The 26,063-nt window shown below is 53.5% G+C and carries 25 protein-coding genes; 10 read left to right on the forward strand and 15 right to left on the reverse strand.

The window, feature by feature from the left end:
* The first annotated feature begins 10 nt into the window (after nt 1-10).
* Nucleotides 11-1,924 carry a BglG family transcription antiterminator gene (locus OGY72_RS18320; protein ID WP_148362527.1) on the forward strand — a complete coding sequence of 638 codons (1,914 nt, stop codon included), beginning with the start codon at nt 11-13 and terminating at the stop codon, nt 1,922-1,924.
* 33 nt (nt 1,925-1,957) lie between these two features.
* Here OGY72_RS18320 and nrdG read toward each other — a convergent pair whose 3' ends face one another.
* The 5 genes from nrdG to treR all read right to left on the reverse strand — a co-directional run bounded on the left by nrdG (nt 1,958) and on the right by treR (nt 9,316).
* Nucleotides 1,958-2,422, reverse strand: coding sequence for an anaerobic ribonucleoside-triphosphate reductase-activating protein (gene nrdG, locus OGY72_RS18325; RefSeq protein ID WP_048227187.1), 465 nt, complete (start codon nt 2,420-2,422; stop codon nt 1,958-1,960).
* A 120-nt stretch (nt 2,423-2,542) separates the two neighbouring features.
* Complete coding sequence (gene nrdD / locus OGY72_RS18330) at nt 2,543-4,681, reverse strand: anaerobic ribonucleoside-triphosphate reductase (protein ID WP_003830363.1); 2,139 nt, start codon at nt 4,679-4,681, stop codon at nt 2,543-2,545.
* Nucleotides 4,682-5,090: 409 nt separating this feature from the next.
* Nucleotides 5,091-6,743, reverse strand: a complete 1,653-nt coding sequence (gene treC / locus OGY72_RS18335) for an alpha,alpha-phosphotrehalase (RefSeq protein WP_286548664.1) — start codon at nt 6,741-6,743, stop codon at nt 5,091-5,093.
* Nucleotides 6,744-6,792: 49 nt separating this feature from the next.
* Nucleotides 6,793-8,211 (reverse strand): PTS trehalose transporter subunit IIBC, encoded by a 1,419-nt coding sequence (gene treB, locus OGY72_RS18340; RefSeq protein ID WP_048215055.1) that lies wholly within the window; start codon nt 8,209-8,211, stop codon nt 6,793-6,795.
* A 157-nt stretch (nt 8,212-8,368) separates the two neighbouring features.
* Nucleotides 8,369-9,316, reverse strand: a complete 948-nt coding sequence (gene treR, locus OGY72_RS18345; RefSeq protein ID WP_126319421.1) for a trehalose operon repressor TreR — start codon at nt 9,314-9,316, stop codon at nt 8,369-8,371.
* A 191-nt stretch (nt 9,317-9,507) separates the two neighbouring features.
* On the opposite strand from treR, the gene mgtL reads away from it, so the two are divergent.
* The 5 genes from mgtL to OGY72_RS18365 all read left to right on the forward strand — a co-directional run bounded on the left by mgtL (nt 9,508) and on the right by OGY72_RS18365 (nt 15,656).
* Nucleotides 9,508-9,561, forward strand: a complete 54-nt coding sequence (gene mgtL, locus OGY72_RS24825) for a mgtA regulatory leader peptide MgtL (RefSeq protein WP_219816547.1) — start codon at nt 9,508-9,510, stop codon at nt 9,559-9,561.
* 144 nt (nt 9,562-9,705) lie between these two features.
* Nucleotides 9,706-12,414 (forward strand): magnesium-translocating P-type ATPase, encoded by a 2,709-nt coding sequence (gene mgtA / locus OGY72_RS18350; protein ID WP_197385335.1) that lies wholly within the window; start codon nt 9,706-9,708, stop codon nt 12,412-12,414.
* Between the two features lie 375 nt (nt 12,415-12,789).
* A complete protein-coding gene (locus OGY72_RS18355; RefSeq protein ID WP_286548671.1) occupies nt 12,790-13,767 on the forward strand; it encodes a TRAP transporter substrate-binding protein in 978 nt (325 codons plus the stop codon).
* 62 nt (nt 13,768-13,829) lie between these two features.
* The gene (locus OGY72_RS18360) at nt 13,830-14,339 is read left to right on the forward strand and encodes a TRAP transporter small permease (RefSeq protein ID WP_043018240.1); all 510 of its coding nucleotides are present in this window, start codon (nt 13,830-13,832) and stop codon (nt 14,337-14,339) included.
* 30 nt (nt 14,340-14,369) lie between these two features.
* Nucleotides 14,370-15,656 carry a TRAP transporter large permease gene (locus OGY72_RS18365; protein ID WP_003830349.1) on the forward strand — a complete coding sequence of 429 codons (1,287 nt, stop codon included), beginning with the start codon at nt 14,370-14,372 and terminating at the stop codon, nt 15,654-15,656.
* A 91-nt stretch (nt 15,657-15,747) separates the two neighbouring features.
* Here OGY72_RS18365 and ridA read toward each other — a convergent pair whose 3' ends face one another.
* From ridA to pyrL, 5 genes are all read right to left on the reverse strand, one after another.
* The gene (gene ridA / locus OGY72_RS18370) at nt 15,748-16,134 is read right to left on the reverse strand and encodes a 2-iminobutanoate/2-iminopropanoate deaminase (protein ID WP_000047544.1); all 387 of its coding nucleotides are present in this window, start codon (nt 16,132-16,134) and stop codon (nt 15,748-15,750) included.
* A gap of 76 nt (nt 16,135-16,210) precedes the next feature.
* Nucleotides 16,211-16,672 carry an aspartate carbamoyltransferase regulatory subunit gene (gene pyrI, locus OGY72_RS18375; protein WP_003025816.1) on the reverse strand — a complete coding sequence of 154 codons (462 nt, stop codon included), beginning with the start codon at nt 16,670-16,672 and terminating at the stop codon, nt 16,211-16,213.
* Nucleotides 16,673-16,685: 13 nt separating this feature from the next.
* The gene (gene pyrB, locus OGY72_RS18380; protein WP_003025818.1) at nt 16,686-17,621 is read right to left on the reverse strand and encodes an aspartate carbamoyltransferase; all 936 of its coding nucleotides are present in this window, start codon (nt 17,619-17,621) and stop codon (nt 16,686-16,688) included.
* Between the two features lie 2 nt (nt 17,622-17,623).
* Entirely contained in the window at nt 17,624-17,677 is a 54-nt protein-coding gene (locus OGY72_RS24830; RefSeq protein ID WP_106875647.1) for a pyrBI operon leader peptide, read from the reverse strand.
* A complete protein-coding gene (pyrL, locus tag OGY72_RS18385) occupies nt 17,658-17,759 on the reverse strand; it encodes a pyr operon leader peptide (RefSeq protein WP_003025819.1) in 102 nt (33 codons plus the stop codon). Before pyrL ends, OGY72_RS24830 begins: the two co-directional genes overlap by 20 nt.
* A gap of 238 nt (nt 17,760-17,997) precedes the next feature.
* On the opposite strand from pyrL, the gene OGY72_RS18390 reads away from it, so the two are divergent.
* Nucleotides 17,998-18,450 carry a YhcH/YjgK/YiaL family protein gene (locus OGY72_RS18390; protein WP_286548674.1) on the forward strand — a complete coding sequence of 151 codons (453 nt, stop codon included), beginning with the start codon at nt 17,998-18,000 and terminating at the stop codon, nt 18,448-18,450.
* A gap of 106 nt (nt 18,451-18,556) precedes the next feature.
* Here OGY72_RS18390 and argF read toward each other — a convergent pair whose 3' ends face one another.
* Together argF and argL are read right to left on the reverse strand one after the other, a co-directional pair.
* The gene (argF, locus tag OGY72_RS18395) at nt 18,557-19,561 is read right to left on the reverse strand and encodes an ornithine carbamoyltransferase (protein WP_003830265.1); all 1,005 of its coding nucleotides are present in this window, start codon (nt 19,559-19,561) and stop codon (nt 18,557-18,559) included.
* The gene (argL, locus tag OGY72_RS24965; RefSeq protein WP_370867251.1) at nt 19,531-19,626 is read right to left on the reverse strand and encodes a putative translational regulatory protein ArgL; all 96 of its coding nucleotides are present in this window, start codon (nt 19,624-19,626) and stop codon (nt 19,531-19,533) included. The genes argF and argL overlap by 31 nt, the downstream gene beginning before the upstream one ends.
* 98 nt (nt 19,627-19,724) lie before the next feature.
* Here argL and rraB point away from each other — a divergent pair, with 98 nt between their 5' ends.
* The 3 genes from rraB to OGY72_RS18410 all read left to right on the forward strand — a co-directional run bounded on the left by rraB (nt 19,725) and on the right by OGY72_RS18410 (nt 21,956).
* Nucleotides 19,725-20,150, forward strand: a complete 426-nt coding sequence (gene rraB, locus OGY72_RS18400; RefSeq protein WP_003025845.1) for a ribonuclease E inhibitor RraB — start codon at nt 19,725-19,727, stop codon at nt 20,148-20,150.
* A gap of 51 nt (nt 20,151-20,201) precedes the next feature.
* Nucleotides 20,202-20,960, forward strand: a complete 759-nt coding sequence (gene miaE / locus OGY72_RS18405) for a tRNA isopentenyl-2-thiomethyl-A-37 hydroxylase MiaE (protein ID WP_148362521.1) — start codon at nt 20,202-20,204, stop codon at nt 20,958-20,960.
* Between the two features lie 165 nt (nt 20,961-21,125).
* Nucleotides 21,126-21,956 carry a topoisomerase II gene (locus OGY72_RS18410; RefSeq protein WP_148362520.1) on the forward strand — a complete coding sequence of 277 codons (831 nt, stop codon included), beginning with the start codon at nt 21,126-21,128 and terminating at the stop codon, nt 21,954-21,956.
* A 26-nt stretch (nt 21,957-21,982) separates the two neighbouring features.
* Here OGY72_RS18410 and OGY72_RS18415 read toward each other — a convergent pair whose 3' ends face one another.
* The 3 genes from OGY72_RS18415 to holC form a co-directional block, all read right to left on the reverse strand.
* Entirely contained in the window at nt 21,983-22,486 is a 504-nt protein-coding gene (locus OGY72_RS18415) for a GNAT family N-acetyltransferase (RefSeq protein WP_003025856.1), read from the reverse strand.
* 206 nt (nt 22,487-22,692) lie between these two features.
* The gene (locus OGY72_RS18420) at nt 22,693-25,548 is read right to left on the reverse strand and encodes a valine--tRNA ligase (protein ID WP_008786064.1); all 2,856 of its coding nucleotides are present in this window, start codon (nt 25,546-25,548) and stop codon (nt 22,693-22,695) included.
* The gene (gene holC, locus OGY72_RS18425) at nt 25,548-25,991 is read right to left on the reverse strand and encodes a DNA polymerase III subunit chi (protein WP_148362519.1); all 444 of its coding nucleotides are present in this window, start codon (nt 25,989-25,991) and stop codon (nt 25,548-25,550) included. Before holC ends, OGY72_RS18420 begins: the two co-directional genes overlap by 1 nt.
* Nucleotides 25,992-26,063 lie beyond the last annotated feature (72 nt).

A 26,063-nucleotide genomic window follows, 5' to 3' on the forward strand; every position in this document is an offset into this window, starting at 1 on the left:
GGAAACTGACGTGCGATTCCCCAACCAACGTTTAGCACAGCTGTTTGACATGTTGCAAAACGAAGCGCTTCCACAGGACGAGCTGGCGCAGCGGTTGTCGGTTTCCACACGCACCGTACGGGCGGATATCACCGCGCTAAACGCGCTGCTCACCCAGTACGGCGCACAGTTTGTCCTCAGCCGGGGTAATGGTTATCAGCTCAAAATTGACGACCCGGCAAGCTTTCACACCCTGCAAACGCAGCAGCCCAATACGTTGCTGCGCATCCCACGCACCAGCCAGGAACGGATACACTGGCTGGTGGTGCGTTTTCTGACATCGGCTTTCTCGCTGAAGCTGGAAGATTTGGCTGATGAATGGTTTATCAGCCGCGCGACGCTGCAAAACGATATGGCTGAGGTGCGCGAGCATCTGCAACGTTATCATCTGACGCTGGAAACGCGTCCCCGTCACGGCATGAAGCTGTTCGGCAGCGAAATGGCGATCCGCGCCTGTTTGACCGATCTGCTGTGGACGCTGGCGCAGCAGGATCCGCAGCATCCGTTAGTGACGCAAGAAGCGCTGAATGCGGGGCTTCCTGAGCAACTACAACCCGTTTTGCAGGACATTTTTTCCCGTTTCCATATTCGTCTGACCGATGAGGGCGAGCTGTTTTTACGCTTGTACTGCGCGGTGGCGGTAAGGCGGATTAGCGAAGGGTATCCACTCCCGGATTTTGCCGCAGAAGAGGCCGATCAATCGGTGTGCCTGGCCACGCGGGAAATCGCGGCGGTATTGCACCGCCTGGCAGACAAACCGCTTTCCGTTTCCGAAGAAAACTGGCTACAGGTGCATATTGCTGCCCGCCAGGTACAAGAGATCGCGCCCAGTGCTATCAATGCGGATGATGATGAAGCGCTGGTCAATTACATCCTGCGTTTTATCAACAGCCAGTACAACTACAACCTGTTGAATGACAAACAGTTGCATGCTGACCTGCTGACGCATATTAAGACGATGATCACCCGGGTGCGTTACCAGATAATGATCCCCAATCCGCTGCTGGAAAATATTAAACAGCACTACCCCATGGCGTGGGACATGACGCTGGCCGCCGTCTCGGGATGGGGAAAATATACGCCGTACACCATCAGTGAAAATGAGATTGGCTTCCTCGTGCTGCATATTGGCGTAGGGCTGGAGCGTAGTTACAACATCGGTTACCAGAGACAGCCGAAGGTTCTGCTGGTATGTGATGCCGGAAATGCGATGGCGCGGATGATTGAAGCGGTACTGGCGCGTAAGTATCCGCAGATAGAGATCGTCGATACCGTAACGCTTCGCGACTACGAACAGCGGGAAAGCATCAGCGAAGATTTTGTCATCTCTACCGCGCGGATTGGTGAAAAAGATAAACCGGTGGTGATGATTGCGCCGTTCCCTACCGATTATCAGCTGGAGCAGATTGGCAAACTGGTGCTGGTCGACAGAACCCGTCCGTGGATGTTGAACAAATTCTTCGATGCCGCCCATTTTCGTGTGGTTGACGAGCCAATGGATCAACAAACGTTGTTCAAAACCTTATGTCGTCAGTTGCAGGATGAAGGTTTTGTCGACGCAGAGTTTCTTGATTCGGTGGTGGAACGTGAGGCCATTGTCAGCACCATGCTGGGTGACAGCATTGCCTTGCCGCACGCCCTTGGTCTGCTGGCCAAGAAAACGGTGGTCTACACCATCCTCGCCCCACAGGGTATCGCCTGGGGCGATGAAACGGCCCACGTGATCTTCTTGCTCGCTATCAGCAAGAGTGAATACGAAGAGGCGATGGCTATCTACGATATCTTCGTCACCTTCCTGCGCGAACGCGCGATGACGCGACTCTGCGCGTGCCGTAATTTCACCGAGTTCAAAGCGGTTGCCATGGAGTGTGTGAGCCGTTTTTGAGAGGCGGAAAACAGAATATTTACCGCCTGGAAATTAACGCAAATGATGTACAACCTGGTTGCTGCTGCCGCGCCAGATCAGCGCTGGGTCTTTAAGATCCTGCACAAATTTACCATCGACCAGCACGTTGATGAGATCCACCACCTGCATTTGTGCGGCGTTGAGTTCATCAAGCTTGTAGCCGGTCCACACCCAGATATCTTTCCCCGGACACTCAGCGTGAATACGCTGTACCAGTTGCAGGATATCCGGCACGTTTTGCGGATGCAGCGGATCGCCGCCGGACAGCGAAATACCCTGGCGAGGGATTCGCGTGTCGTTCAGATCGGCAATGATCTTGTCTTCCATCTCTTTGGTAAACGGCTGGCCGGAATTGAGTCGCCAGGTGCTTTTGTTATAGCAGCCAGGGCATTCATGCACGCATCCCGACACAAACAGGGTGCAGCGAGTGCCGGGGCCGTTAACGATATCGACGGGATAGTATTGATGGTAGCGCATAGCGGGTGTCCAGAAAGCATGTAGGCCGGATAAGGTGCTTGCACCGCATCCGGCAACATTGTGATGCCTGATGACGACGCGATTGCGTCTTATCAGGCCTACGGCCTTTGCAAACGGAAATTAACCTATCTGCCCATTACCTAAATGCTTAACGCGGCGCTTCACTTCTTCCTGCTTACCGGCGTTAAACGGACGAGCGTCCGGGCTGCCTAAATAACCGCATACGCGGCGGGTGACCGACACGCGTGCGGCGTCGTGGTTACCACATTTCGGGCAGGTAAAGCCTTTGCTGGTGCACTCGAACTCACCGGTAAAGCCGCACTCGTAGCATTCATCGATTGGCGTGTTGGTCCCGTAATACGGCACGTGCTGATAGCTGTAATCCCAGACGTCTTCCAGTGCTTTCAGGTTGTGCTGAATGTTCGGGTACTCGCCGTAGCAAATGAAGCCTCCGTTCGCCAGCGGCGGGTACGGCGCTTCAAAATCGATCTTGTCGTACGGGTTAACCTTTTTCTCCACGTCGAGGTGGAAGCTGTTGGTGTAGTAACCTTTGTCGGTAACACCCGGCACCACGCCAAACTCGGCGGTATCCAGACGGCAGAAACGATCGCACAGGTTTTCACTTGGCGTACTGTACAGACTAAAGCCGTAGCCGGTTTCGTCTTTCCACTGATCGACCGCCTGACGCAGACGTTCCACAATGGCGATAGCTTTAGCGCGAAGCTGCTCGCTGTCGTACAAGTGTTTGTCGCCAAACAGCGCGTTGATGGTTTCGTGAATGCCGATGTAACCCAGAGAAATCGACGCGCGGCCGTTTTTAAAGATTTCAGACACGTCATCGTCTGCTTTCAGACGCACGCCGCAGGCCCCTTCCATATACAGGATCGGTGCAACGCGGGCCTTCACGCCTTCCAGACGCGCAATGCGGGTCATCAGCGCTTTACGCGCCAGGATCAGACGGTCGTCGAGCAGTTTCCAGAAGGTGGCTTCATCGCCATGAGCTTCCAGCGCGATACGCGGCAGGTTAAGGCTGATAACGCCGAGGTTGTTACGGCCATCGTGGACCTGTTCGCCGTTCTCGTTTTCCCATACGCCCAGGAAACTGCGGCAGCCCATCGGCGTTTTGAACGAGCCGGTCACTTTAACCACCTGATCGTAGTTCAGGATGTCCGGATACATACGCTTGCTCGCGCACTCCAGCGCCAGCTGCTTGATGTCATAGTTCGGATCGCCAAACTTGTGGTTCAGACCGTCACGAATCGCAAACACCAGTTTCGGGAACACGGCGGTTTTACGATTTTTACCCAGGCCGGCAATGCGGTTACGCAGAATGGACTGCTGGATCAAACGCGATTCCCAGCTGGTTCCCAGGCCGAAACCGAAGGTAACGAACGGCGTCTGACCGTTGGCGGTATGCAGGGTATTCACTTCATACTCAAGGGACTGGAATGCGTCGTAGCACTCTTTCTCGGTACGGGAATGCGCATAACCGTCGGCATCTGGGATCTGCCACTCTTCAGCGGTTTTGCGATGCTTATTAAAGCTCTCGGTCACGAACGGTGCGAGAACTTCGTCAATACGGTTAATGGTGGTACCGCCATAAATATGGCTGGCAACCTGCGCGATAATTTGCGCGGTGACGGCCGTCGCGGTGGAGATGGATTTTGGCGGCTCAATCTCCGCGTTACCCATCTTAAAGCCCTGCGTCAGCATACCTTTCAGGTCGATCAGCATGCAGTTAAACATTGGGAAGAACGGAGAGTAGTCGAGATCGTGATAGTGAATATCACCACGCTCGTGCGCCTGGACGACATCACGCGGCAGCAGGTGTTGACGCGCATAGTGTTTGGCGACGATACCGGCCAGCAGATCGCGCTGGGTCGGGATCACTTTGCTGTCTTTGTTGGCGTTTTCGTTCAGCAGAGCAGAGTTGGTTTGCTCAACCAGACCACGAATTTCCTGGTTCAGACGGCCACGTTTTTCACGCTGTATATCACGGTCGTGGCGATATTCGATGTACGCACGGGCGAGTTGTTTGTACGGACCAGACATCAGCTGGTTTTCTACCGCTGTCTGGATCTCGTTGATATCGACCTGGCTGCGCTCATTCATCTGGCTACTAACGACTTCTGCGACGGTGGCACAGTAATCTGCGTCATCGACTCCCGCTGCTTTAGCTGCACGCAGAATGGCTTCTTTGATGCGCTCTGATTTAAACGGCACTTTACAGCCATCTCGTTTCATCACATGCGGTGTCATGATCACTCCATATTTATAAGAACAGGTTATCCACAGAGGTTGGGGAAGCGGTCATGGCTTTATTCATCTCTATTGCCAATGACTTCCCGCAATCCTGACCCACTTTATCCACAATTCCACCGTTAAACGGTGCACTGTAGTTGTAGCAATTGTAGTCGATTAATACAACATATTGGGTCGGCGTGCATTTTAAGTTCTATATGTAGTGATTTGCATCAAGGATGTTTACGATTTATTTGATGTAGCGCAAAGTAAAAATCGGAGCGTACAGATGACGGGCGGTACAGCCGATTGTAAATTGTAGGCAGAAAATTCTGATTAATTATTCAGCAAAAACAGAAGGGTAAGCTAAGCGTATGTAGCAACGCCCGGTAGCGCTATGCGTACCGGGCCTGAACATAATTGCAAGCTATTTTTGCAACCACCAGACGGCCTCAAAAGGACGCAGTGTCATGTCCCCAGGTTGGCTGGCAACCTCGGCATAGTTGTGCATCAGCACCTGCCAGTTTCCGTCGGTCTGGGCTGGCTGCCAGCTCTGGAAGGTATCGCTCAGATTGGCAATGACCAGCAGCCGCTGCCCTTGCCACTCTCGTTGATAGCACCACAGATGCGGGCTGTCCGGTAGCAGATCCTGGTAGTCGCCCCAGGTGATAACCGGCTCCGCTTTGCGCAATGCGATCAGCTTCTGATAGGTGTAGAACACCGAGTCGGCATCGTTCAGTGCTGCCGCCACGTTAATGTCTGCTGCGTTGTCACACAGATTGATCCATGGCTCGCCGCGGGTGAAGCCCGCGTGTTTGCTGGCATCCCATTGCATCGGCGTGCGGCTGTTATCGCGTGATTTACTGGCGAGGATCGCCAGCAGCTCTTGCGCATCGCGTCCCTGGCCGTTCAGGGCGGCAAACATGTTATGGCTTTCCACATCGCGATAATCGGTAATCTGGCGGAAGTGCGGGTTGGTCATACCGATCTCTTCACCCTGGTAGATATAGGGGGTGCCCTGCATGCCATGCAGCACCATCGCCAGCATTTTGGCCGACGGAACGCGGTATTTACCTTCATCGCCAAAACGCGACACGATGCGCGGCTGATCGTGGTTACACCAGAATAATGCGTTCCAGGCCTGATTGTGCATGCCCTGCTGCCAGTGGCGGAACAGGGTTTTCAGCGCCATATAGTCGGGTTTTGCTAACGTCCACTTCTCGCCGTTGGGGTAATCCACTTTCAGGTGGTGGAAGTTAAAGGTCATCGACAGTTCGCTACCATCTTGTGCGGCGTACTGCTGGCAATGTTCCAACGTGGTGGATGACATTTCGCCGACCGTCATCAGGTTGCGTGGGGTAAAAACATCGCGGTTCATCTCACGCAAAAATTCATGCGCGCGTGGGCCGTCGGTATAAAAACGCCGTCCATCGCCGTCGGGATCGTTCGGGAAGTCCTGGTCTTTAGAGATAAGATTCACCACGTCGAGGCGCAGTCCGTCCACGCCGCGATCGGCCCAGAACTCGCAGACTTTTTTTAGCTCGGCGCGGACCGCCGGGTTTTCCCAATTCAGGTCGGCTTGCTCCGGAGCAAAGAGGTGCAGATAGTACTGCTCGCTTTCGGCGTGCCAGCCCCAGGCGTTGCCGCCAAACTTGGAACGCCAGTTATTCGGCGGGCAGTCTGGCGTGCCGTCGCGCCAGAGATAAAACTGACGATACGGGCTGTCTTTATCCAGCGCTTCACGAAACCAGGCGTGCTGGGTTGAGGTGTGGTTAAACACCATGTCGAGAATAATACGGATGCCGCGCGCTTTCGCCTGTACCACCAGTTCGTCAAAGTCTTCCAGCGTGCCGTAGGCCGGATCGACAGACGTGTAGTCTGCGACGTCGTAACCGTTATCAACCTGCGGCGAAATATAGAACGGCGTCAGCCAGATGGCATCAACGCCCAGCTTTTGCAGATAGTCGAGGCGCTGCGCCACGCCGCGTAAATCTCCGGTGCCGCTGCCGGTGGTGTCCTGAAAACTCTTGGGGTAAACCTGATAGATAACGCCGTTTTGCCACCAGTGGGGAATATTCATGGTTGTTTCCTGGAAATACGCTGGGGCGCAACTGCGCCCCGAAGAAAAGTTAGACAATCTGTAATGTGCCCAGACGGTGTTTACGCTGGTAAACGAATGAGGTCAGTACCATTGGGATGACAATCGCAATGACCATCGCCATGCCAAAGACCTGCCAGTAAGTCGGCTGGATGGAGAGGATGCCCGGCAAACCGCCGACGCCAATCCCGTTCGCCAGCACACCGTTCAGGCCGCACAGCAGTCCGGCGAGACCGGAACCGATCATCGCGCACAGCATCGGGAAGCGGTATTTCAGGTTGATCCCATACATCGCTGGTTCGGTTACCCCGAGATAAGCGGAGATCGCGGCAGGAACGGAAATTTCACGTTCGTTGTGCTTGCGACTGGAGATAATGATCCCGACCACCGCAGAGGCCTGAGCGATATTCGACAGTGCGATCAGTGGCCATACCGGCGTGCCGCCCATGCTCTGAATCATCTGCATGTCGATAGCCAGCGTGGTCTGATGCACACCGGTGATCACCAGCGGGGCGTACAGGAAGCCGAACAGCGCCGCGCCAATCGGAGCAAAACTGCCGGTCAGCAGATGACGGACCGCAAACGCGACACCGTCGCCAATCATGCGGCCAAATGGACCGATAAAGGCGTGCGCAAGGAATACCGCAAGGATCAGCGAGCACACCGGGACGATCACCAGATACAGGTAATCCGGCACGATGCGCTTCATGCGTGTTTCAATGAACCCGAGCGCCAGCCCGGCCAACAGTGCCGGAATGACCTGCGCCTGGTAGCCCACTTTCTCAATGCTGAACAGGCCGAAGTTCCACACGTCCGGCACCTGCTGACCGAGCAAATAGGCGTTCATCAGTTGCGGAGAAACCAGGGTCACGCCCAGCACAATTCCGAGGATCGGCGTACCGCCCATTTTCTTCACCGCCGACCAGCAGATCCCGACCGGCAAATAGAAGAAGATCGCCTCGCCAATCAGCCACAGGAAGTCATAAAGTGTTTTCAGCGAAGGATGCATCTGCGCCAGCGTCTGCCCGTTGCTCATGGGCAGATCGCCGATCACGTTACGGAAACCTAAGATCAGGCCGCCGCTAATCAGCGCTGGCAGCAGCGGGAAGAAGATCTCAGCAAAATGAGAAATCAGCTGCTCATGCCACTTCATGTTCTGCCGCGCCGCTTTCTTTGCCTGCTCTTTGTCGGCACTGGCTTGTCCGGTGGTCGCCAACAGCGCTTTGTAGTAATCGCCCACCTCGGTGCCAATCACCACCTGGAACTGCCCGGCGTTGGTGAAGCAGCCTTTGACCATTGGCAACAATTCGATCTCTTTCGGTCTGGCGTTTGCAGGCTGATTCAGCACAAAACGCAGGCGAGTAATGCAGTGACTCACCGTAGCGATATTGTCGCGCCCGCCAACCAGCTCAATCAGCCGGTCGATGTCTGCTTGTTTTATTTTGCTCATGATGGTGTGTGTTCCCCGTAGACCGGAAAAGACGCTGTTGCGTCGTCATTCGGCAACTCTCTCGTTGTTGACGCCAGAGTATATCTTCGATGAATTTTTAAAAATGGGAACGTTCCCGAAACGCAGCGAAGATCACAAATTAATGCTCAGAAAGCGATCAGGAGAGGGTGGAAGGAATAACGATTTGTCGTGGTTCGCTACGGCCGTTGATCTGTTCGATCAGCTGCGAGGCCGCTTGTCGCCCGGCTTCGGCGTATCCTGGATCGACGGTGATAGTTTCCGGATGGAGGAATTTCATCAGCGGCGTGCTGCCCACGCTTGCCAACTGCAGGTTCTCAATCCGCTGCTCCTGCAAGTATTTGCTGACGCCAAGGGCAAGGGTATCCGTCGCACAGACTAAGGCGGTGGTTTCCGGGGTGATGACGTTGGCGGCCTGTTCATAGCCCTGCTTCATGGCCAGACCAGGTAGCGCTGCCACAGAATGCAGTTTATGTTTTTTACAGAATGCCAGGTAGGCCTCATGGCGGCGTTTACCAGTGGTCACATCGCTATGCGGAACACCAAGAAAGCTAATATGGCGATGCTCGCGTTCGTATAAACGCTGCATCAGGGTACGAATGGCACCCTCATCGTCATAGCAGACGGAGGCAAAGCCTTTTGCATCTCTTGCCAGCAGCACCAGAGAATCCTGCCAGGAGGCGAGCATGGTTTCAGTAATGCCGGTAAAACCGAACAGCACCACGCCATCAATGTTACGGCGTCTGAGCATGCCGAGATGTTCTTCAACCAGCTCGGGCGAGAACTGGCTTTCCATCATGATCGGATCGTAGCCCTGTTCATAAAAGGCGGGCAACATGGTCTGCACGGCGAGATTTTCCGAAAGCGAGTCCAGACGCGTGACGATAATCGCCACCACCTTGTCGCTTTGTCCGCGCATGGCGCGTGCGGAGCGGGAAGGGGAAAAACCGTGCTGATTCATCACCGCCTCAACGCGTTCGCGGGTACGTTCACTCACGCCGCTTTCATTGTTGAGCACACGGGAAACGGTTGATTTTCCCACACCGCTTAAGCGGGCGATGTCTTTAATGGTCAGCCGATTTTGCATCCTGTTTTCCCATGTTGCGTGTGAAGTTATGCCAAATAGAGAATAACTTTACTCAAGCACAGTGCAATGGGCAAAGTCTGGTATATGTTTGGTTTAGTTTCCATGGTTTATCATACCGCCATAATTGCCACAAACCTTATGGTTTTCTGCGTATAATCCGCAGCGCAAATCATTCACTTACCGGAGGCTATATGGATCCCGATCCCACCCCTCTCCCGAGATGGAGAAACACCCCTTTCCGGTAAGCTTGTCTTTCACTGTCTTACCGGAACTGTAAGACAGTGACGTTCTGACGTCCCTGTTGTGATTTTAATATTGCCACCAGGCAAGGCTTTGCCACGCCTGAAGGATTTACTGCGCCTGTTTATACTGGTGCAGAGGGACTGCCTATGTTCAAAAATATAACCCGCCAGCTGTTTGCCCGGCTAAACCGCCATTTACCGCATCGTCTGGTGCATCGTGATCCATTGCCGAATGCTCAGACCGTTGCCAGCACGCCGATCCCGCCATCGCTGAGCGAACATTGCCTGAAAATGGCGCTGATGGACGAAGAAGCGCTGTGGAAAACGTTCGGCGCTCATCCGGAAGGCTTAAACGCCGCAGAAGTCGAAAACGCCCGCGAAATACATGGCGAGAACCAGTTGCCGGCGCAGAAGCCGTCGCCCTGGTGGGTGCATCTGTGGGTCTGCTATCGCAACCCGTTTAATATACTGCTGACCATTCTTGGGGCGATTTCCTATGCCACCGAAGATCTGTTTGCCGCTGGGGTCATCGCCCTGATGGTCGTCATCTCTACGCTGCTGAATTTTGTGCAAGAGGCGCGTTCCACCAAAGCGGCTGATGCGCTGAAAGCGATGGTCAGCAACACCGCCACGGTGCTGCGCGTTATCAACGAGAAAGGGGAGAACGGCTGGGTTGAACTGCCGATCGACCAGTTGGTTCCCGGCGATGTCATCAAGCTGGCGGCAGGGGATATGATCCCAGCCGATTTGCGCGTGGTGCAGGCTCGTGACCTGTTCGTGGCCCAGGCTTCGCTGACCGGTGAATCGCTGCCGGTGGAGAAAGTGGCAACCAGTCGCGATCCGCAGCAAAGCAACCCGCTGGAATGCGATACCCTGTGCTTTATGGGCACCAACGTAGTGAGCGGCACGGCGCAGGCCATTGTGATTTCAACCGGCGCCAATACCTGGTTCGGGCAACTGGCAGGCCGCGTCAGCGAGCAGGAAAGCGAGCAGAATGCCTTCCAGAAAGGGATCAGCCGCGTCAGCATGCTGCTGATCCGCTTTATGCTGGTGATGGCGCCCATCGTGCTTATCATCAACGGCTACACTAAAGGCGACTGGTGGGAAGCGGCGCTGTTTGCCCTGTCTGTGGCGGTGGGACTGACACCGGAAATGCTGCCGATGATCGTCACCTCAACGCTGGCGCGTGGGGCGGTGAAGCTGTCAAAACAAAAGGTTATCGTTAAACACCTCGACGCTATCCAGAACTTTGGCGCGATGGATATCCTGTGCACCGATAAAACCGGCACCCTGACTCAGGATAAAATTGTACTTGAGAATCATACGGATATCTCTGGAAAGCCCAGCGAACATGTCCTGCATTCTGCGTGGCTGAACAGCCATTATCAGACCGGGCTGAAGAATCTGCTGGATACGGCGGTGCTGGAAGGCGTGGACGAAGAATCAGCCCGCCAGCTCTCGACTCGCTGGCAGAAAATCGATGAGATCCCGTTTGATTTTGAACGTCGCCGCATGTCGGTAGTGGTGGCAGAAGAAACCGATGTACACCAACTGGTCTGTAAAGGGGCGCTACAGGAGATCCTCAACGTCTGTACCCAGGTGCGTCACAACGGTGAGATAGTCCCGTTAGATGACAACATGCTGCGTCGGGTGAAACGCGTCACGGACACGCTGAACCGCCAGGGGCTGCGCGTGGTGGCGGTGGCGACGAAATACCTGCCAGCGCGTGAAGGTGATTATCAGCGTATTGATGAATCAGATCTGATCCTCGAAGGCTATATTGCGTTCCTCGATCCGCCGAAAGAGACCACCGCACCTGCGCTTAAAGCGCTGAAAGCCAGCGGTATTACGGTGAAAATCCTCACTGGCGATAGCGAATTGGTGGCGGCGAAAGTGTGTCATGAAGTGGGCCTGGATGCGGGTGATGTGGTTATCGGTAGCAGCATTGAAGGGTTAAGCGATGATGAGCTGGCTCGGCTTGCTCAGCGCACCACGCTGTTTGCCCGTCTGACGCCAATGCACAAAGAGCGCATTGTCACGCTGCTCAAGCGCGAAGGCCATGTGGTCGGCTTTATGGGCGATGGTATAAACGATGCCCCGGCGCTGCGCGCGGCGGACATTGGTATCTCCGTTGACGGCGCGGTAGATATTGCACGTGAAGCGGCGGATATCATCCTGCTGGAAAAGAGCCTGATGGTGCTGGAAGAAGGGGTGATCGAAGGACGCCGTACCTTCTCTAACATGCTGAAGTACATCAAAATGACGGCCAGTTCTAACTTCGGTAACGTGTTTAGCGTGCTGGTGGCGAGCGCCTTCTTACCGTTCCTGCCGATGTTACCGCTGCACTTACTGATTCAGAACCTGCTGTACGATGTATCCCAGGTGGCGATTCCGTTTGATAACGTCGACGAAGAGCAGATCAAAAAGCCGCAGCGCTGGAATCCTGCCGAGTTGGGCCGCTTTATGATCTTCTTTGGACCGATCAGCTCGATCTTCGATATTCTGACCTTTTGCCTGATGTGGTTCGTCTTCCATGCCAATACGCCTGAACATCAGACGTTGTTCCAGTCTGGCTGGTTCGTGGTGGGCCTGCTGTCGCAAACGTTGATTGTGCATATGATCCGTACCCGTCGCGTGCCGTTCATCCAGAGCCGCGCCGCATGGCCGCTGATGCTGATGACGCTGGTGGTAATGGTGGTGGGCATTGCATTACCGTTCTCGCCGCTGGCCAGCTACCTGCAATTGCAGGCGCTGCCGCTGAGCTACTTCCCATGGCTGATTGCGATTCTGGCGGGTTACATGACATTAACCCAGCTTGTGAAAGGTTTTTATAGCCGTCGCTACGGCTGGCAGTAATCCTCAACGTCTCTGCAGGATGGTGTTAATACCATCCTGCATTTCTCTTTTTCATTCGAAAGATATTCTCCCAAAATATTAGTGTTTTATTTTTATTGAAATGCTAACGGGTGTTATTAGTATCAAATCGCCTTCTTTGCGTTTTTTTTGTATCAATAAAACGATCTGCATTGCAAAAATGAAACAGTGTGCTAAAAATTTTAAGCGTCTGCGATTTTTTGTGAACGCAGTCATCGAAATAAATTGTTACACCAGTTAGTCTGCGCAGGTAACGTCGTTAAGAAAGTTTCTCGCTGCCCGTTTTTAATTCCGGCAGTCATTTGCTCTGCAAGCTATTCCTGTTAATGGATATTATGAACTTCTGGAGAAGGACAAATGAAACTGACAAAAAAACTGTTAAGTCTGTGTATTGGCGCGTTTGTATTCCTGGCGAGTCATGCAACGCTGGCACAAACTTTTCGCGCCGCAGATGTGCATCCGGCTGATTACCCGAACGTTGTTGCTGTCAAACATATGGGGGAAAAACTTAGCGCTGCGACCGACGGCCGTCTGGAGATTAAAACCTTTCCAGGTGGCGTGTTAGGCGATGAAAAACAGATGATTGAACAGGCGCAATTAGGCGCTATCGATATTATTCGTGTCTCAATGACGCCTGTTGCCGCTATTCTCCCTGAAATTAACGTGTTTACCCTGCCATATATTTTCCGCGATGAGGACCATCTGCATAAGGTTCTCGATGGCATGATCGGTCAGGAAATTGGCGACCGTCTGACGGCCAATACCAAATCGCGGCTGGTGTTTCTCGGTTGGATGGATGCCGGCACGCGTAACCTGATCACCAAAAATCCGGTGGTGAAACCGGAAGATTTACACGGTATGAAAATCCGCGTTCAAGGAAGTCCGATAGCGCTGGATACCCTGAAAGCGATGGGCGCTAACTCCGTTGTCATGGGCGTCAGTGAAGTATTTAGCGGCATGCAGACCGGCGTTATTGATGGCACGGAAAATAACCCGCCAACGTTTGTTGCGCATAACTATTTGCCGGTCGTGAAAAACTATACCTGGAGTAAACACTTTATTATTCCTGAGCTTTTTCTGTTTTCGAAAGCTAAATGGGATAAGTTGAAAAAAGAAGATCAGGATCTCATTATTAAACTCGCCAAGGAAGCACAGATAGAGCAACGAAAACTTTGGCAGGATTATAATGCGAAATCACTGGAGACCATGAAAGCCAACGGCGTTCAGTTCCACGATATTGATACGGACTATTTCTATAAAGCCACGCAGTCAGTGCGGGATAATTACGGTAAAGACCACCAGGATTTGATCAAACGTATTCAGGATGTGAAGTAATTCATCAGGTGGAGGATATCAACCCTCCGCCTGAATCTTTTGATTAATTCGAGGTGATAATTATGGGTGAATGCTATTCATCGGTAATGGATTTTCTTTATCGGGTGTCAATGTGGATTGCCGGTATCGCATTATTGGTCATGGTCGCCATTATCCCCATTGGCATATTCGCGCGTTATGTTCTGAATAACGCCCTGTCATGGCCTGAACCCGTCGCTATTCTCTGTATGGTGACATTCACCTTTATTGGCGCGGCGGTGAGCTATCGTGCAGGCTCGCATATCGCAGTGAGCATGGTGACTGACCGTCTGGGGGATGCTTCCCGCCGTTATTGCTCGGTAATTGCAGACGTTATGTTGGTGGCGATAAGCCTGTTTATCCTCTGGTACGGAACCAATCTCTGTCTTGAACTGTGGGACCAGCCCGTGGCGGAATTCCCGCTTTTAAGCGCCGGGCAAAACTATCTTCCGTTGCCAATTGGCTCTGCCATAACGCTGCTGTTTATCGCAGAAAAGATTTTCCGTGGACCGCAGTACCAACGTCCCGTTGTTATGCTGGGATCGACCAGCTAGTTACCGCCCCCATTTCAGAAAGGAAAGCAGATGGATGCATTTATTCTCGTCTTTACGCTCGGCATTATGCTGGCGATTGGGGTACCGGTAGCGTACGCAGTTGGCATTAGCGCCATCATTGGGGCCTGGTACATAGATATTCCGCTGGAAGCGGTAATGATCCAACTGACCAGTGGGGTGAATAAGTTTTCGCTGCTGGCGATCCCATTCTTTATTCTGGCCGGGGCTATTATGGCCGAAGGGGGAATTGCGCGGCGACTGGTGAACTTTGCCTATATTTTTGTTGGCTTTATCCGCGGCGGACTGTCGCTGGTAAACATTGTGGCATCAACCTTTTTTGGCGCTATTTCTGGATCGTCGGTGGCTGATACCGCATCCATTGGTTCGGTAATGATCCCAGAGATGGATAAAAAAGGTTATCCGCGCGACTTTGCCGCAGCGGTAACGGCCAGTGGTTCGGTGCAGGCGATTCTTACGCCGCCCAGCCATAACTCGGTTATCTACTCGCTGGCAACCGGCGGTACGGTGTCGATTGCCGCGCTGTTCATCGCTGGGATCCTGCCGGGCCTGCTGTTAAGCCTCAGCCTGATGGTGATGTGCGTGGCTTTTGCGCACAAGCGCGGTTATCCAAAAGGCGAACGTGTACCGTTTCGCCAGGCGCTGAAGATTTTCGTCGATACGCTGTGGGGCCTGATGACCGTTGTGATCATCATGGGCGGTATCCTGTCAGGTATCTTTACCGCAACGGAGTCTGCAGCAATTGCCTGCCTGTGGGCCTTCTTTGTCACCATGTTTATCTATCGTGACTATAAATGGTCTGAGCTGCCGAAGCTGATGTTCCGCACGGTGAAAACGGTCACGATCGTCATGATCCTGATAGGCTTTGCCGCTGCGTTCGGTGCCGTCATGACCTATATGCAGTTGCCGATGCGTATCACTGAAGCCTTCACCAGCATCTCGGACAACAAATACGTCATCCTGATGTGTATTAACATCATGCTGCTGCTGATCGGTACGCTGATGGATATGGCACCGCTGATCCTGATCCTAACGCCGGTTCTGCTGCCGGTGACCAACGCGCTCGGCATTGATCCGGTTCATTTTGGCATGATCATGCTGGTGAACTTAGGGATCGGCCTGATTACGCCGCCGGTAGGGTCGGTGCTGTTTGTGGCCAGTGCGGTGAGTAAACAGAAAATAGAGCAGGTGGTGAAGGCGATGCTGCCGTTTTACCTCGTGCTATTCCTGGTGCTGATGCTCGTGACGTACATTCCGGCGATTTCGCTGTTCCTGCCGAAACTGTTTGGTGTGATGTGATAAATGCCCGGTGGCGCTTGCGCTTACCGGGCCTGTAAAGGACCCGTGCATTGGCCGGACGAGGCAAAGCCATCATCCGGCACAAGAAGACTTAGCGACGAACAGCGATCGCTTCAATCTCGATTTTCACGTCTTTCGGCAGACGGGCAACTTCTACGCAAGAACGCGCAGGGAAGGTCGCGTTGTGTTCGGTGAAGAATGCTTCGTAGGTCGCGTTTACAGTTGCGAAATCGTTCAGGTCTTTAACGAAAACGGTCGTTTTTACGATGTCGCCCACTTTCAGGCCTGCTGCTTCAACGATAGCTTTTACGTTTTCCAGCGACTGACGTGCCTGAGCGGACACGTCTTCCGCTACGGCACCGGTTTTCGGATCGACCGGGATCTGACCGGAAGTGATTACCATGCTACCCAGGTCAACGCCCTGAACGTATGGGCCGATTGCTGCTGGTGCATTTTCCGTCGCGATAGTCTTGCTCATGATTTCTCCTGAATTACAGCGGTAGTAGAATGTTCCCGCTCATTATAGGGAGCCGGGATCTCATAACCAACCCCAATTAGTTGGCCAGCACCACATAATGCGAAAACTCTTTTTCACAGTATTTGCATTTGAGTGCGATGTCATCAGCGCGCTTTTTCACTGCAAAACTGGAAGATACTGGTTCAGCATGGCTGATACAGTTGCTGTTCGGGCAAACCAGTACGTTGTCGATACGCTCAGGCAGGCTCGGACGTGATTTACCCACCACGTCGTAATCGTCAATGCGGTTTACCGTTGCCTGCGGGGCGTACAGGGAGAGCTGGTTTACCTGCTCATCGGTCAGGAACGTGTTTTCAATTTTAATCAGGTCCTTACGGCCCATCTCGCCTGACGGCAGGTTCAGACCGATGGTGATACGTTGGTCGGTTTCCGTCAGTTTGAACAGCGTCAGCAGCTTAAAACCAACCTGTGCGGGAATATGGTCAATCACGGTGCCACGTTTGATGGCTTCAACCTGCAGTTTGTTATCGTGTGTCATCTCTTTTTCTCCCTTACAGTGCCAGTTCGCTATTCAGTACCAGTGCCAGTAACGCCTGGCGGGCGAAGATGCCGTTGCCAGCCTGCTGGAAATACCAGGCGTGTGGCGTCTTGTCGACGTCGGTGGTGATCTCATCGATACGCGGCAGCGGATGCAGTACCTTCATGTTTGCTCTGGCGCCGTTCAGATCGCTGGCGCGCAGAACAAACTGCGCTTTCACGTTGGCGTATTCGGACGGGTCCAGACGCTCTTTTTGTACGCGGGTCATGTAGAGGATATCGACCTCCGCCATCACCTCTTCAATAGTGCCGTGCAGGCTCCAGGCGATACCTTTTTCATTCAACATATCCAGAATATATTGCGGCATGGCCAACGCGTCCGGGGCGATGAAGTAGAAACGGTTACCTTCAAACTTCGCCAGCGCCTGGGTCAGGGAATGGACGGTGCGGCCATATTTCAGGTCACCCACCATGGCGATGTGAAGATTGTCCAGGCGACCCTGAGTTTCCTGAATGGTGAACAGATCCAGCAGCGTTTGGGTGGGATGTTGGTTGGAGCCGTCGCCTGCGTTCAGTACCGGAACGTTACCGGAGAACTCCGTAGCCAGACGCGCGGCGCCTTCCTGCGGATGGCGCATTACGATGGCGTCGACATAGGTGCTGATGACGGAAATGGTATCGGCCAGTGTTTCACCTTTTTTGCCCAGAGAGGTGTTGCTGCTGTCAGAGAAACCCACCACGCTGGCGCCCAGGCGGTGCATGGAGGTTTCAAAGGATAAACGGGTGCGGGTTGAGGCTTCAAAGAAGCAGCTGGCGATAACCTTATGCTTTAACAGCTCCGGCTGTGGGTTAGCTTTTAATTTCGCCGCCGTTGCGAGGACCAGATTGAGGTCATCGCGGCTGAGGTCGTTTATGGAAATGATGTGTTTTTGATAGAGCGGATTAGCCATGTTTATCTCCTGACGCCTGGGCAAAAAAAAAGCCCCTCAATTGAGGGGCTCGGAATGGGTGATCAACGGAAAGAAAAACGGCAGGCCAGCGTCCTTTTTCAGACGCGGTAAGACAAAATGTCGTACACACTGAACCATACATCCTCCCGGCAAATTGTCCGCGATTATACTCAGCTCCGTTATGGGATCAAGCGAAAAATGCACAAATTATTCATCGCAAACGATTCTCATGAATATTCATTCACCCTGAATGCCAAACAGTAACAATGAGATAAACATGCGTTGACGCAAAATATCGGCAAATAGCAGTAGTATGGCAGACCATTTTTTCGTATAACAACTAAAATGAAACGATGTTTTAATTAAGGGGTTTGAGATGATTGTCGGCAATATTCACAACCTGGATGCCTGGCTGCCGGAAGAGCTGCGTCAGGCGATTGAACACATTAAAGCGCATGTGACGGATGAGACGGAAAAAGGTAAGCACGACATCGACGGCGATCGTCTGTTTTATCTGATTGCTGAAGATATGACGGAGCCGTTTGCACAGCGCCGCGCCGAGTATCACGCGCGCTATCTGGATATTCAGATCCTGCTCAAAGGTCAGGAAGGCATGACCTTCAGCACGCAGCCTGCGGGCACGCCGGAAACTGACTGGCTGGCGGATAAAGATATCGCCTTCCTGCCGGAAGGGGTACAGGAGAAAACGGTGGTGCTGAACGAAGGTGATTTCGTGGTGTTTTATCCGGGCGAAGTGCATAAACCGCTGTGCGCGGTCGGTGCTCCAGCGCTGGTACGCAAAGCCGTGGTGAAAATGCGGGTGGCATAAGCGTATTTGCCGGGGGCGGCTTCGCCTTACCCGGCCTACGGGAGCGCGGTTGTAGGCCGGATAAGATGCTTAGCATCGCCATCCGGCATTCTTTTCATCCATGCCCTCACTTCGCCAGCGTCGCCACCATCACCGCTTTGATGGTGTGCATCCGGTTTTCCGCCTGATCAAATACGATACTGGCGGGGGATTCAAAGACCTCATCGGTCACTTCCATTCCGCCGTGCAGACCATATTCCTGTGCCATTTGTTTGCCAAGCGTGGTTTGATCGTCATGAAACGCGGGCAGGCAGTGCAGGAATTTCACCTGCGGATTGCCGGTCAACGCCATCATCGCGCTATTAACCTGGTACTTACGCAGCAGCGCAATACGTTCGGCCCACTTCTCTTTTGCTTCGCCCATTGATACCCAGACGTCGGTATAGATGAAGTCCGCGTCTTTCACGCCAGTGGCGACATCTTCAGTCAGCGTAATATTGCCGCCGTTTTTCTGCGCCAGCGCTTTGCACTCCGCAACCAGACTTTCTTCCGGCCAGCAGGCCTGCGGTGCGACCAGGCGCAGATCCAGCCCGGTTAATGCGGCGGCTTCCAGCATGGAATTGCCCATATTGTTGCGGGCATCACCGGTGTAGACCAGCGTCATCTCATTAAACGCTTTACCCGGCAGGTGTTCCTGCATAGTTAACAGATCCGCCAGCAGTTGAGTGGGGTGAAACTCGTTGGTTAATCCGTTCCACACCGGAACTCCGGCATATTCCGCCAGCGTCTCGACAATCTCCTGACCGTGACCCCGATACTGAATACCGTCGTACATGCGGCCGAGCACGCGGGCAGTATCTTTGATCGACTCTTTATGACCAATCTGGCTGCCGCTCGGTCCGAGATACGTCACGCGCGCGCCCTGATCGTATGCGGCAACTTCGAAAGAGCAACGGGTACGGGTTGAGTCTTTTTCGAAGATGAGCGCGATATTTTTACCGGTGAGCTTAGCGACTTCAGTGCCGTTTTTCTTATCTGCCTTCAGCTGTGCGGCGAGCTGGAGCAGTGACGTGAGTTCAGCAGAGGTGAAATCAAGCAGTTTCAAAAAATGTTTCTGATAAAACGCAGACATGGTTCCCTCACATGGCTTAGGCCATTTATTGAATTAAAATTCAATTTATATGGATGTTTATTCATTTGCAACCTTGTTTAACAAATCTTTCCTGGAAAGGTGGAGGCAATGACAGCGGTATGTGACAATAAGAGTATCGGCAGGACATTATGAGGAACGAGCCATGGCAAACCCGGAACTACTGGAAGAACAGCGTGAAGAAACGCGCTTGATTATTGAAGAGCTACTCGAAGATGGCAGCGATCCAGATGCGCTGTACACCATCGAGCATCACCTTTCCGCGGATGACTTCGAAACCCTGGAAAAAGCGGCAGTAGAAGCCTTCAAGCTGGGTTATGAAGTGACCGAGCCGGAAGAGCTGGAAGTGGAAGAAGGCGACACGGTTATTTGCTGTGACATTCTGAGCGAATGTGCACTGAATGCGGAGTTGATTGATGCCCAGGTTGAGCAACTGATGAACCTGGCTGAAAAATATGATGTGGAATACGACGGTTGGGGTACCTATTTTGAAGACCCGAACGGCGAAGAAGGTGAAGACGGCGACGATGAAGACCTCGTCGACGAAGATGATGACGGCGTGCGTCACTAAGTCATCTACTGACCTGCGGTAGCCCAGGCTGCCGCAGGCCAAGGACAACGTATGGATTACCTGCAAATACTTTCCCCGATCTACAACTTCCTGCACTGTAAAACGCCCCAGGCCTGGCTTGATAAAGCGCGAGACCCAGCGAATCTGCCTCTGTTATTGACCGATCACCTCGTCTGTGAGCTGAAAGCGGCGCAAACGGCGATGCTGCTGGTGCGTAAGTATGTCGCGGATAAACAGGGATCGCAGGCGCTGCTGGACTGGCTGAAGCCCTATGAAGCGTTTGCTTTCAGAGAAGGGGATGAGCCGGATTTTATCGCGCTGAATAAACAGATAAGCAAAAGCGTGATGCCGCAAACCGACGACCCGTGGGGACGCAAGCTTATCGACAGCATGGTTTTGCTGATCAAAGAAGAGCTGCATCATTTCTGGCAGGTGCGTGAGGCGATGATGAGCCGCAACATTCCCTATATCAAGATTACCGCCAGCCGTTACGCCAAAGGCATGCTCAAAGAGGTACGCACCCATGAGCCTTTAACGCTAATCGATAAACTGATTTGCGGGGCTTACATTGAGGCGCGTTCCTGCGAACGGTTCGCCGCGCTGGCGCCGTATCTGGATGATGATCTGCAGGCGTTTTATCTGTCGCTATTGCGATCCGAGGCCCGACACTATCAGGATTACCTGGCGCTGGCGCAGCAGGTTTCAGCCGATGATATCAGTAGCCGGGTGCGGTTTTTTGGCGAAGTAGAAGCCGCGTTGATCACCTCTCCTGACGATGAATTCCGTTTCCACAGCGGTGTGCCAGCTTAATTCCTTTCTTTGACGCGCGGTGCTCATCGCCGCGCGGTTTAATCCTTCCTGTTTCTGTTAGCAAAATCTGGTGGCTGGAAATCGCTCGCTGCTGCCGTAATAATCAAAACACACGAAGGGGAAATATATCCCCGTAACAGAGATGATTTGGCATAAGGATGGTTAATGAACTGGGCACACGTTTTGTTGGCAGGTTATATCGGGGCGGTGATTGCTATCGTCGTCGGCATGTTTCGCAAAAAAGGCTGGCTGGGCAAGGTCTCCGGCGCGGTGGTCTTTGTGGTGGCGATTATCGCGTGGAATCTGTTTGATGTGCACTACCTGATCCCACGCGAAAGCCCGGATTATGGTCTGACCGAAGAGCAGCAGTTTGAAAAGGCGATGCTCTCCAATCCGGCGTTTCAGGTGATTAAGGAGCAGGAACCTGAGCTGACACAAAAAATTATCAGCCAGGCAGCGCAGATGAAGAAAGCAGGGAGTAGCGAACAGCAGGTTATCGACGCGATACAGCCGCAAATTCTTCAGTTGCAAATGGCAAGATTGCAGCAGGCGCCAGATGCCAATGTCATTGAATATATGAAAATTAACCTTGAGCAGATCGCTGCTGTGGCCAAAATCGGTGATGACGAATGCTTCCGCTTTCTGTTTCCGGCAGTGAAAGGGGGGATTAACCCGGCACGTCTGGTTCCGCATGAGATCATGAACCGTCGTATGGCGAGTGATATGAGTATGATGCGTGCTGCCTATGGTCCGAACAAACATACGGTCACGGCAGAAGAGAAACAGCTGGCGTTGCAGGATCTGCAAGCAATAAGCCCTGGGTTAGTACAGCGCTATGGGCCGGATATTCAGATCATGGCCGATCCGACTAAAGCGATCGGCAAAGAGAAGATTGCCTGTGAGATAGTGCAGGATCTCTGGTCACAGGTGCTGAAGCTGCCAACCGCCCGCGCGGCTGGCGTTATTAGACTGATGCTCTCAGCCGAGATGCAGTAACGTGGCTAAAGCCTCTCGGCGTAAGGTCAGAGGGGCTTTAACATCCGCACTTCACAATCCACGTGCCCGGTACAGCCCAGCGCTTCGCTGATATGCTCAAAGCCTAAATGTTCATACAGGCGGATTGCCTCGGTCAGAAACGCTGTGGTCTCCAGATAGCACTGCTTAAAACCCTGCTCACGGGCATGTTCGAGCGCCATCAGCGCCAGTTTTTTCGCCAGCCCCTGACCGCGCGCGCTCGACAGGAAGTACATCTTTTGCAGCTCGCAAATGTCTGGTTCACTACATCCTAACGGTGCAACACCGCCGCCGCCCACGACTTCACCGTTTTGCTCAACCACCCAGTAGGCCGCGCCCGGCTGGCTGTAAACCTGGAATAATTCATCCAGATTAGGATCGGCAACGGTATAGCCTTTATCGGCGGTAAGCCCGTATTCAGCGGAAACTTTGCGGATAACGCGGGCAATTGCGGCGTTATCATCGGCAGAAATTCGGCGCAGCGTTGCCGCGACGGAGGTAATGGCACTCATAGCGAACTCATGACATAAAAGTGAGACATATGCAGTTAATACCACTGTGGTGAGGGGAAGCGCAAGCGAGGATAATTCAATAAAAAGCCTCTGAGCATACGCGTCAGAGGCTTTATCGTCTGTGGTGTCGGATGCGCTACGCTTATCCGACCTACGTTGACGGTGCCTGTAGGCCGGATAAGCGTAGCGCTATCCGGCATAGGCGATTACAGCGCGGCGATGACCGCCTGCTGTTCAATCAGCTTCGCTTTGGCTTCTGCGTAACCGTCCAGCTTCTCACGCTCTTTGGCGATGACCGCTTCCGGTGCGCGGGCTACGAAACCTTCGTTGGAAAGTTTGCCTTCGATGCGGGCAATCTCACCTTCGATTTTCGCCACTTCTTTCGCCAGACGCGCCAGCTCATCTTCTTTGTTGATAAGGCCAGCCATCGGGATCAGCAATTCGGCGCCGTCGATGATTTTGGTCACGGAGACCGGACCTTTGTCATCGGCTGGCAGCACGGTGATGCTTTCCAGACGTGCCAGGTTCAGCAGGAAGCTGCGGTTGTCGTTCACGCGGCGCATCGCATCAGCGCTGCAACCACGCAGCAGCAGTTCCAGCGGCTTGCCCGGGGCGATGTTCATTTCCGCACGGATGTTACGTACGGCAACGATCGCCTGCTTCAGCCATTCGGTATCGGCCAGCGCGGCTTCATCAACCTGTGCGGCGTTATATTCCGGGAACGGCTGCAGCATGATGGTATCTGCAGTGTTGCCACAAATCACTTTCACGCGCTGCCAGATGGTTTCGGTGATGAACGGAATGATCGGGTGCGCCAGGCGCAGCAGACCTTCCAGCACGGTAACCAGCGTATTGCGCGTGCCGCGCAGTTCAGACTCGGAACCGCCGTTCATGACCGGCTTGGTCAGCTCCAGATACCAGTCGCAGAACTGGTTCCAGGTGAACTCGTACAGAATGCCCGCGGCGATGTCGAAGCGGAAGTTATCCAGCGCTTCGCGGTACGCTTTGATGGTCTGGTTGAATTCAGCGAGGATCCAGCGATCCGCCAGCGACAGGGTCATTTCGCCGCCGTTGAAGCCGCAATCCTGATCTTCGGTGTTCATCAGCACGAAGCGGCTGGCGTTCCACAGCTTGTTACAGAAGTTACGGTAACCTTCCAGACGCTTCATGTCCCAGTTGATATCGCGACCGGTAGAGGCCAGCGCCGCCAGGGTGAAACGCAGGGCGTCGGTGCCGTGCGGCTCGATGCCGTCCGGGAACTGCTTCTCGGTACGCTTGGCAATCTTCTCAGCCAGCTGCGGCTGCATCATGTTGCCGGTACGTTTCTCCAGCAGTTCTGCCAGAGAGATACCGTCGACCATATCCAGCGGGTCAATCACGTTGCCCTTGGATTTGGACATCTTCTGACCTTCGTCGTCACGGATAAGACCGGTCATGTAGACGGTCTTGAACGGAACCTGCGGCTTGCCGTTTTCATCTTTGATGAAGTGCATGGTCATCATGATCATGCGGGCAATCCAGAAGAAGATAATGTCGAAGCCGGAAACCATCACGCTGGTTGGGTGGAACTGACGCAGCGCGTCGGTGTTTTCCGGCCAGCCCAGGGTAGAGAAGGTCCACAGTGCGGAGGAGAACCAGGTATCAAGAACGTCTTCGTCCTGACGCAGCGCAACGTCGGCGCCGAGGTTGTTTTCCTGACGCACTTCGTCTTCGGTGCGGCCAACGTAGACGTTGCCGTCGTTGTCATACCATGCCGGGATGCGGTGTCCCCACCACAGCTGACGGGAAATACACCAGTCCTGAATATCGCGCATCCAGGAGAAGTACATGTTTTCGTACTGCTTCGGTACGAACTGGATGTCGCCGTTCTCAACTGCTTCAACCGCCGGTTTCGCCAGCACGTCGGCACGGACGTACCACTGGTCGGTCAGCATCGGTTCGATAACTACGCCGCCACGGTCGCCGTAAGGTACGGTCAGGTCGTGCGGTTTAATTTCTTCCAGCAGGCCCAGCGCATCAACGGCGGCAACCACCGCTTTACGCGCAGCAAAACGTTCCAGCTTCTGGAACTCAGCCGGGATTTCATTGGAGTAAACGTCGGACTCTTCGCCTTTGGTGTCGTACACTTCCGCGGTTTCGCGGATGTCGCCGTCAAAGGTCAGAATGTTGATCATCGGCAGGCCGTGACGTTTCCCGACTTCGTAGTCGTTAAAGTCGTGCGCCGGGGTGATCTTCACGCAGCCGGTGCCTTTTTCCATGTCGGCGTGTTCATCACCGACGATCGGAATGCGGCGGTTAACCAGCGGCAGAACAACGAATTTGCCGATCAGATCTTTGTAGCGCGGATCTTCCGGGTTAACGGCTACGCCGGTATCACCCAGTACGGTTTCCGGACGAGTGGTAGCGACGACCAGGTAATCTTTACCGTCTGCGGTTTTCGCGCCGTCAGCCAGCGGATAGCGGATGTGCCACATGGAGCCTTTAGACTCGCGGTTTTCCACTTCCAGATCAGAAATAGCGGTGCGCAGTTTCGGGTCCCAGTTGACCAGACGCTTGCCACGGTAGATCAGATCTTCTTTGTACAGGCGAACAAAGACTTCTTTCACGGCATTGGAAAGACCTTCGTCCATAGTGAAGCGCTCGCGCTCCCAGTCAACGGAGTTGCCGAGACGGCGCATCTGACGGGTAATGGTGCCGCCGGATTCCGCTTTCCACTGCCAAATTTTGTCGATAAACGCTTCGCGACCGTAGTCGTGACGGGTTTTACCTTCTTCAGCGGCAATCTTACGCTCAACCACCATCTGGGTAGCGATACCCGCGTGGTCGGTACCGGCCTGCCACAGGGTGTTTTTACCCTGCATGCGCTGGTAGCGAATCATGGTATCCATGATGGTTTGCTGGAAAGCATGACCCATATGCAAACTGCCGGTGACGTTCGGCGGCGGGATCATGATGCAGAAGGACTCTTTGCTTTCATCGCCGTTAGGTTTGAAATAGCCCTGCTTTTCCCAGTGCTCGTAAAGCGGCTGTTCGATATCTTGTGGGTTGTATGTCTTTTCCATTATTTCCAGGTTGCCGTATTCAGGTTAAAACCAGCCACGCGGTAAGCTTTGTAGCGATCGCGTGCCGATTGTTTCAAAGAATCTTCGTAAGGAACGAAGTCTATCACTTCTGTGAAAGCGGTGGCAAAATCTGCAAAGCCAACGCGCAAACTGATGAGCAGGTCGCGCGGGCTGCTATTGCGTTTCTCCGGCCAGGCAATCTCTACCGGCGCGCCACCTCTGGGGCCTTCTCCCGCCAGATTATGCGGAACAAAACTTTCTGCCGGTCTCGCCCACAGAGCTTCATCCAGTCGAAGAGCCTGCTTTTCGTTTTCACAGGCGATCAGCACGCGCTTGCCAACACGCCAACGTTCTGCGGCAATTTCACACACCAGTTGTTCAACGGCGCTTAAGCCATCGACGGTGTTGTCATTGTCCAGAATATAGAACGTTGCGTTTCTCATGATATGGGGCTTCTTGTTGTGGATTTAAATGCAAAGCCGGGTGGCGCTACGCTTACCCGGCCTACGGTTGAG

This window comes from Citrobacter sp. Cpo221 (assembly GCF_030332345.1).
GTDB classification, from domain to species: Bacteria; Pseudomonadota; Gammaproteobacteria; order Enterobacterales; family Enterobacteriaceae; genus Citrobacter; species Citrobacter portucalensis.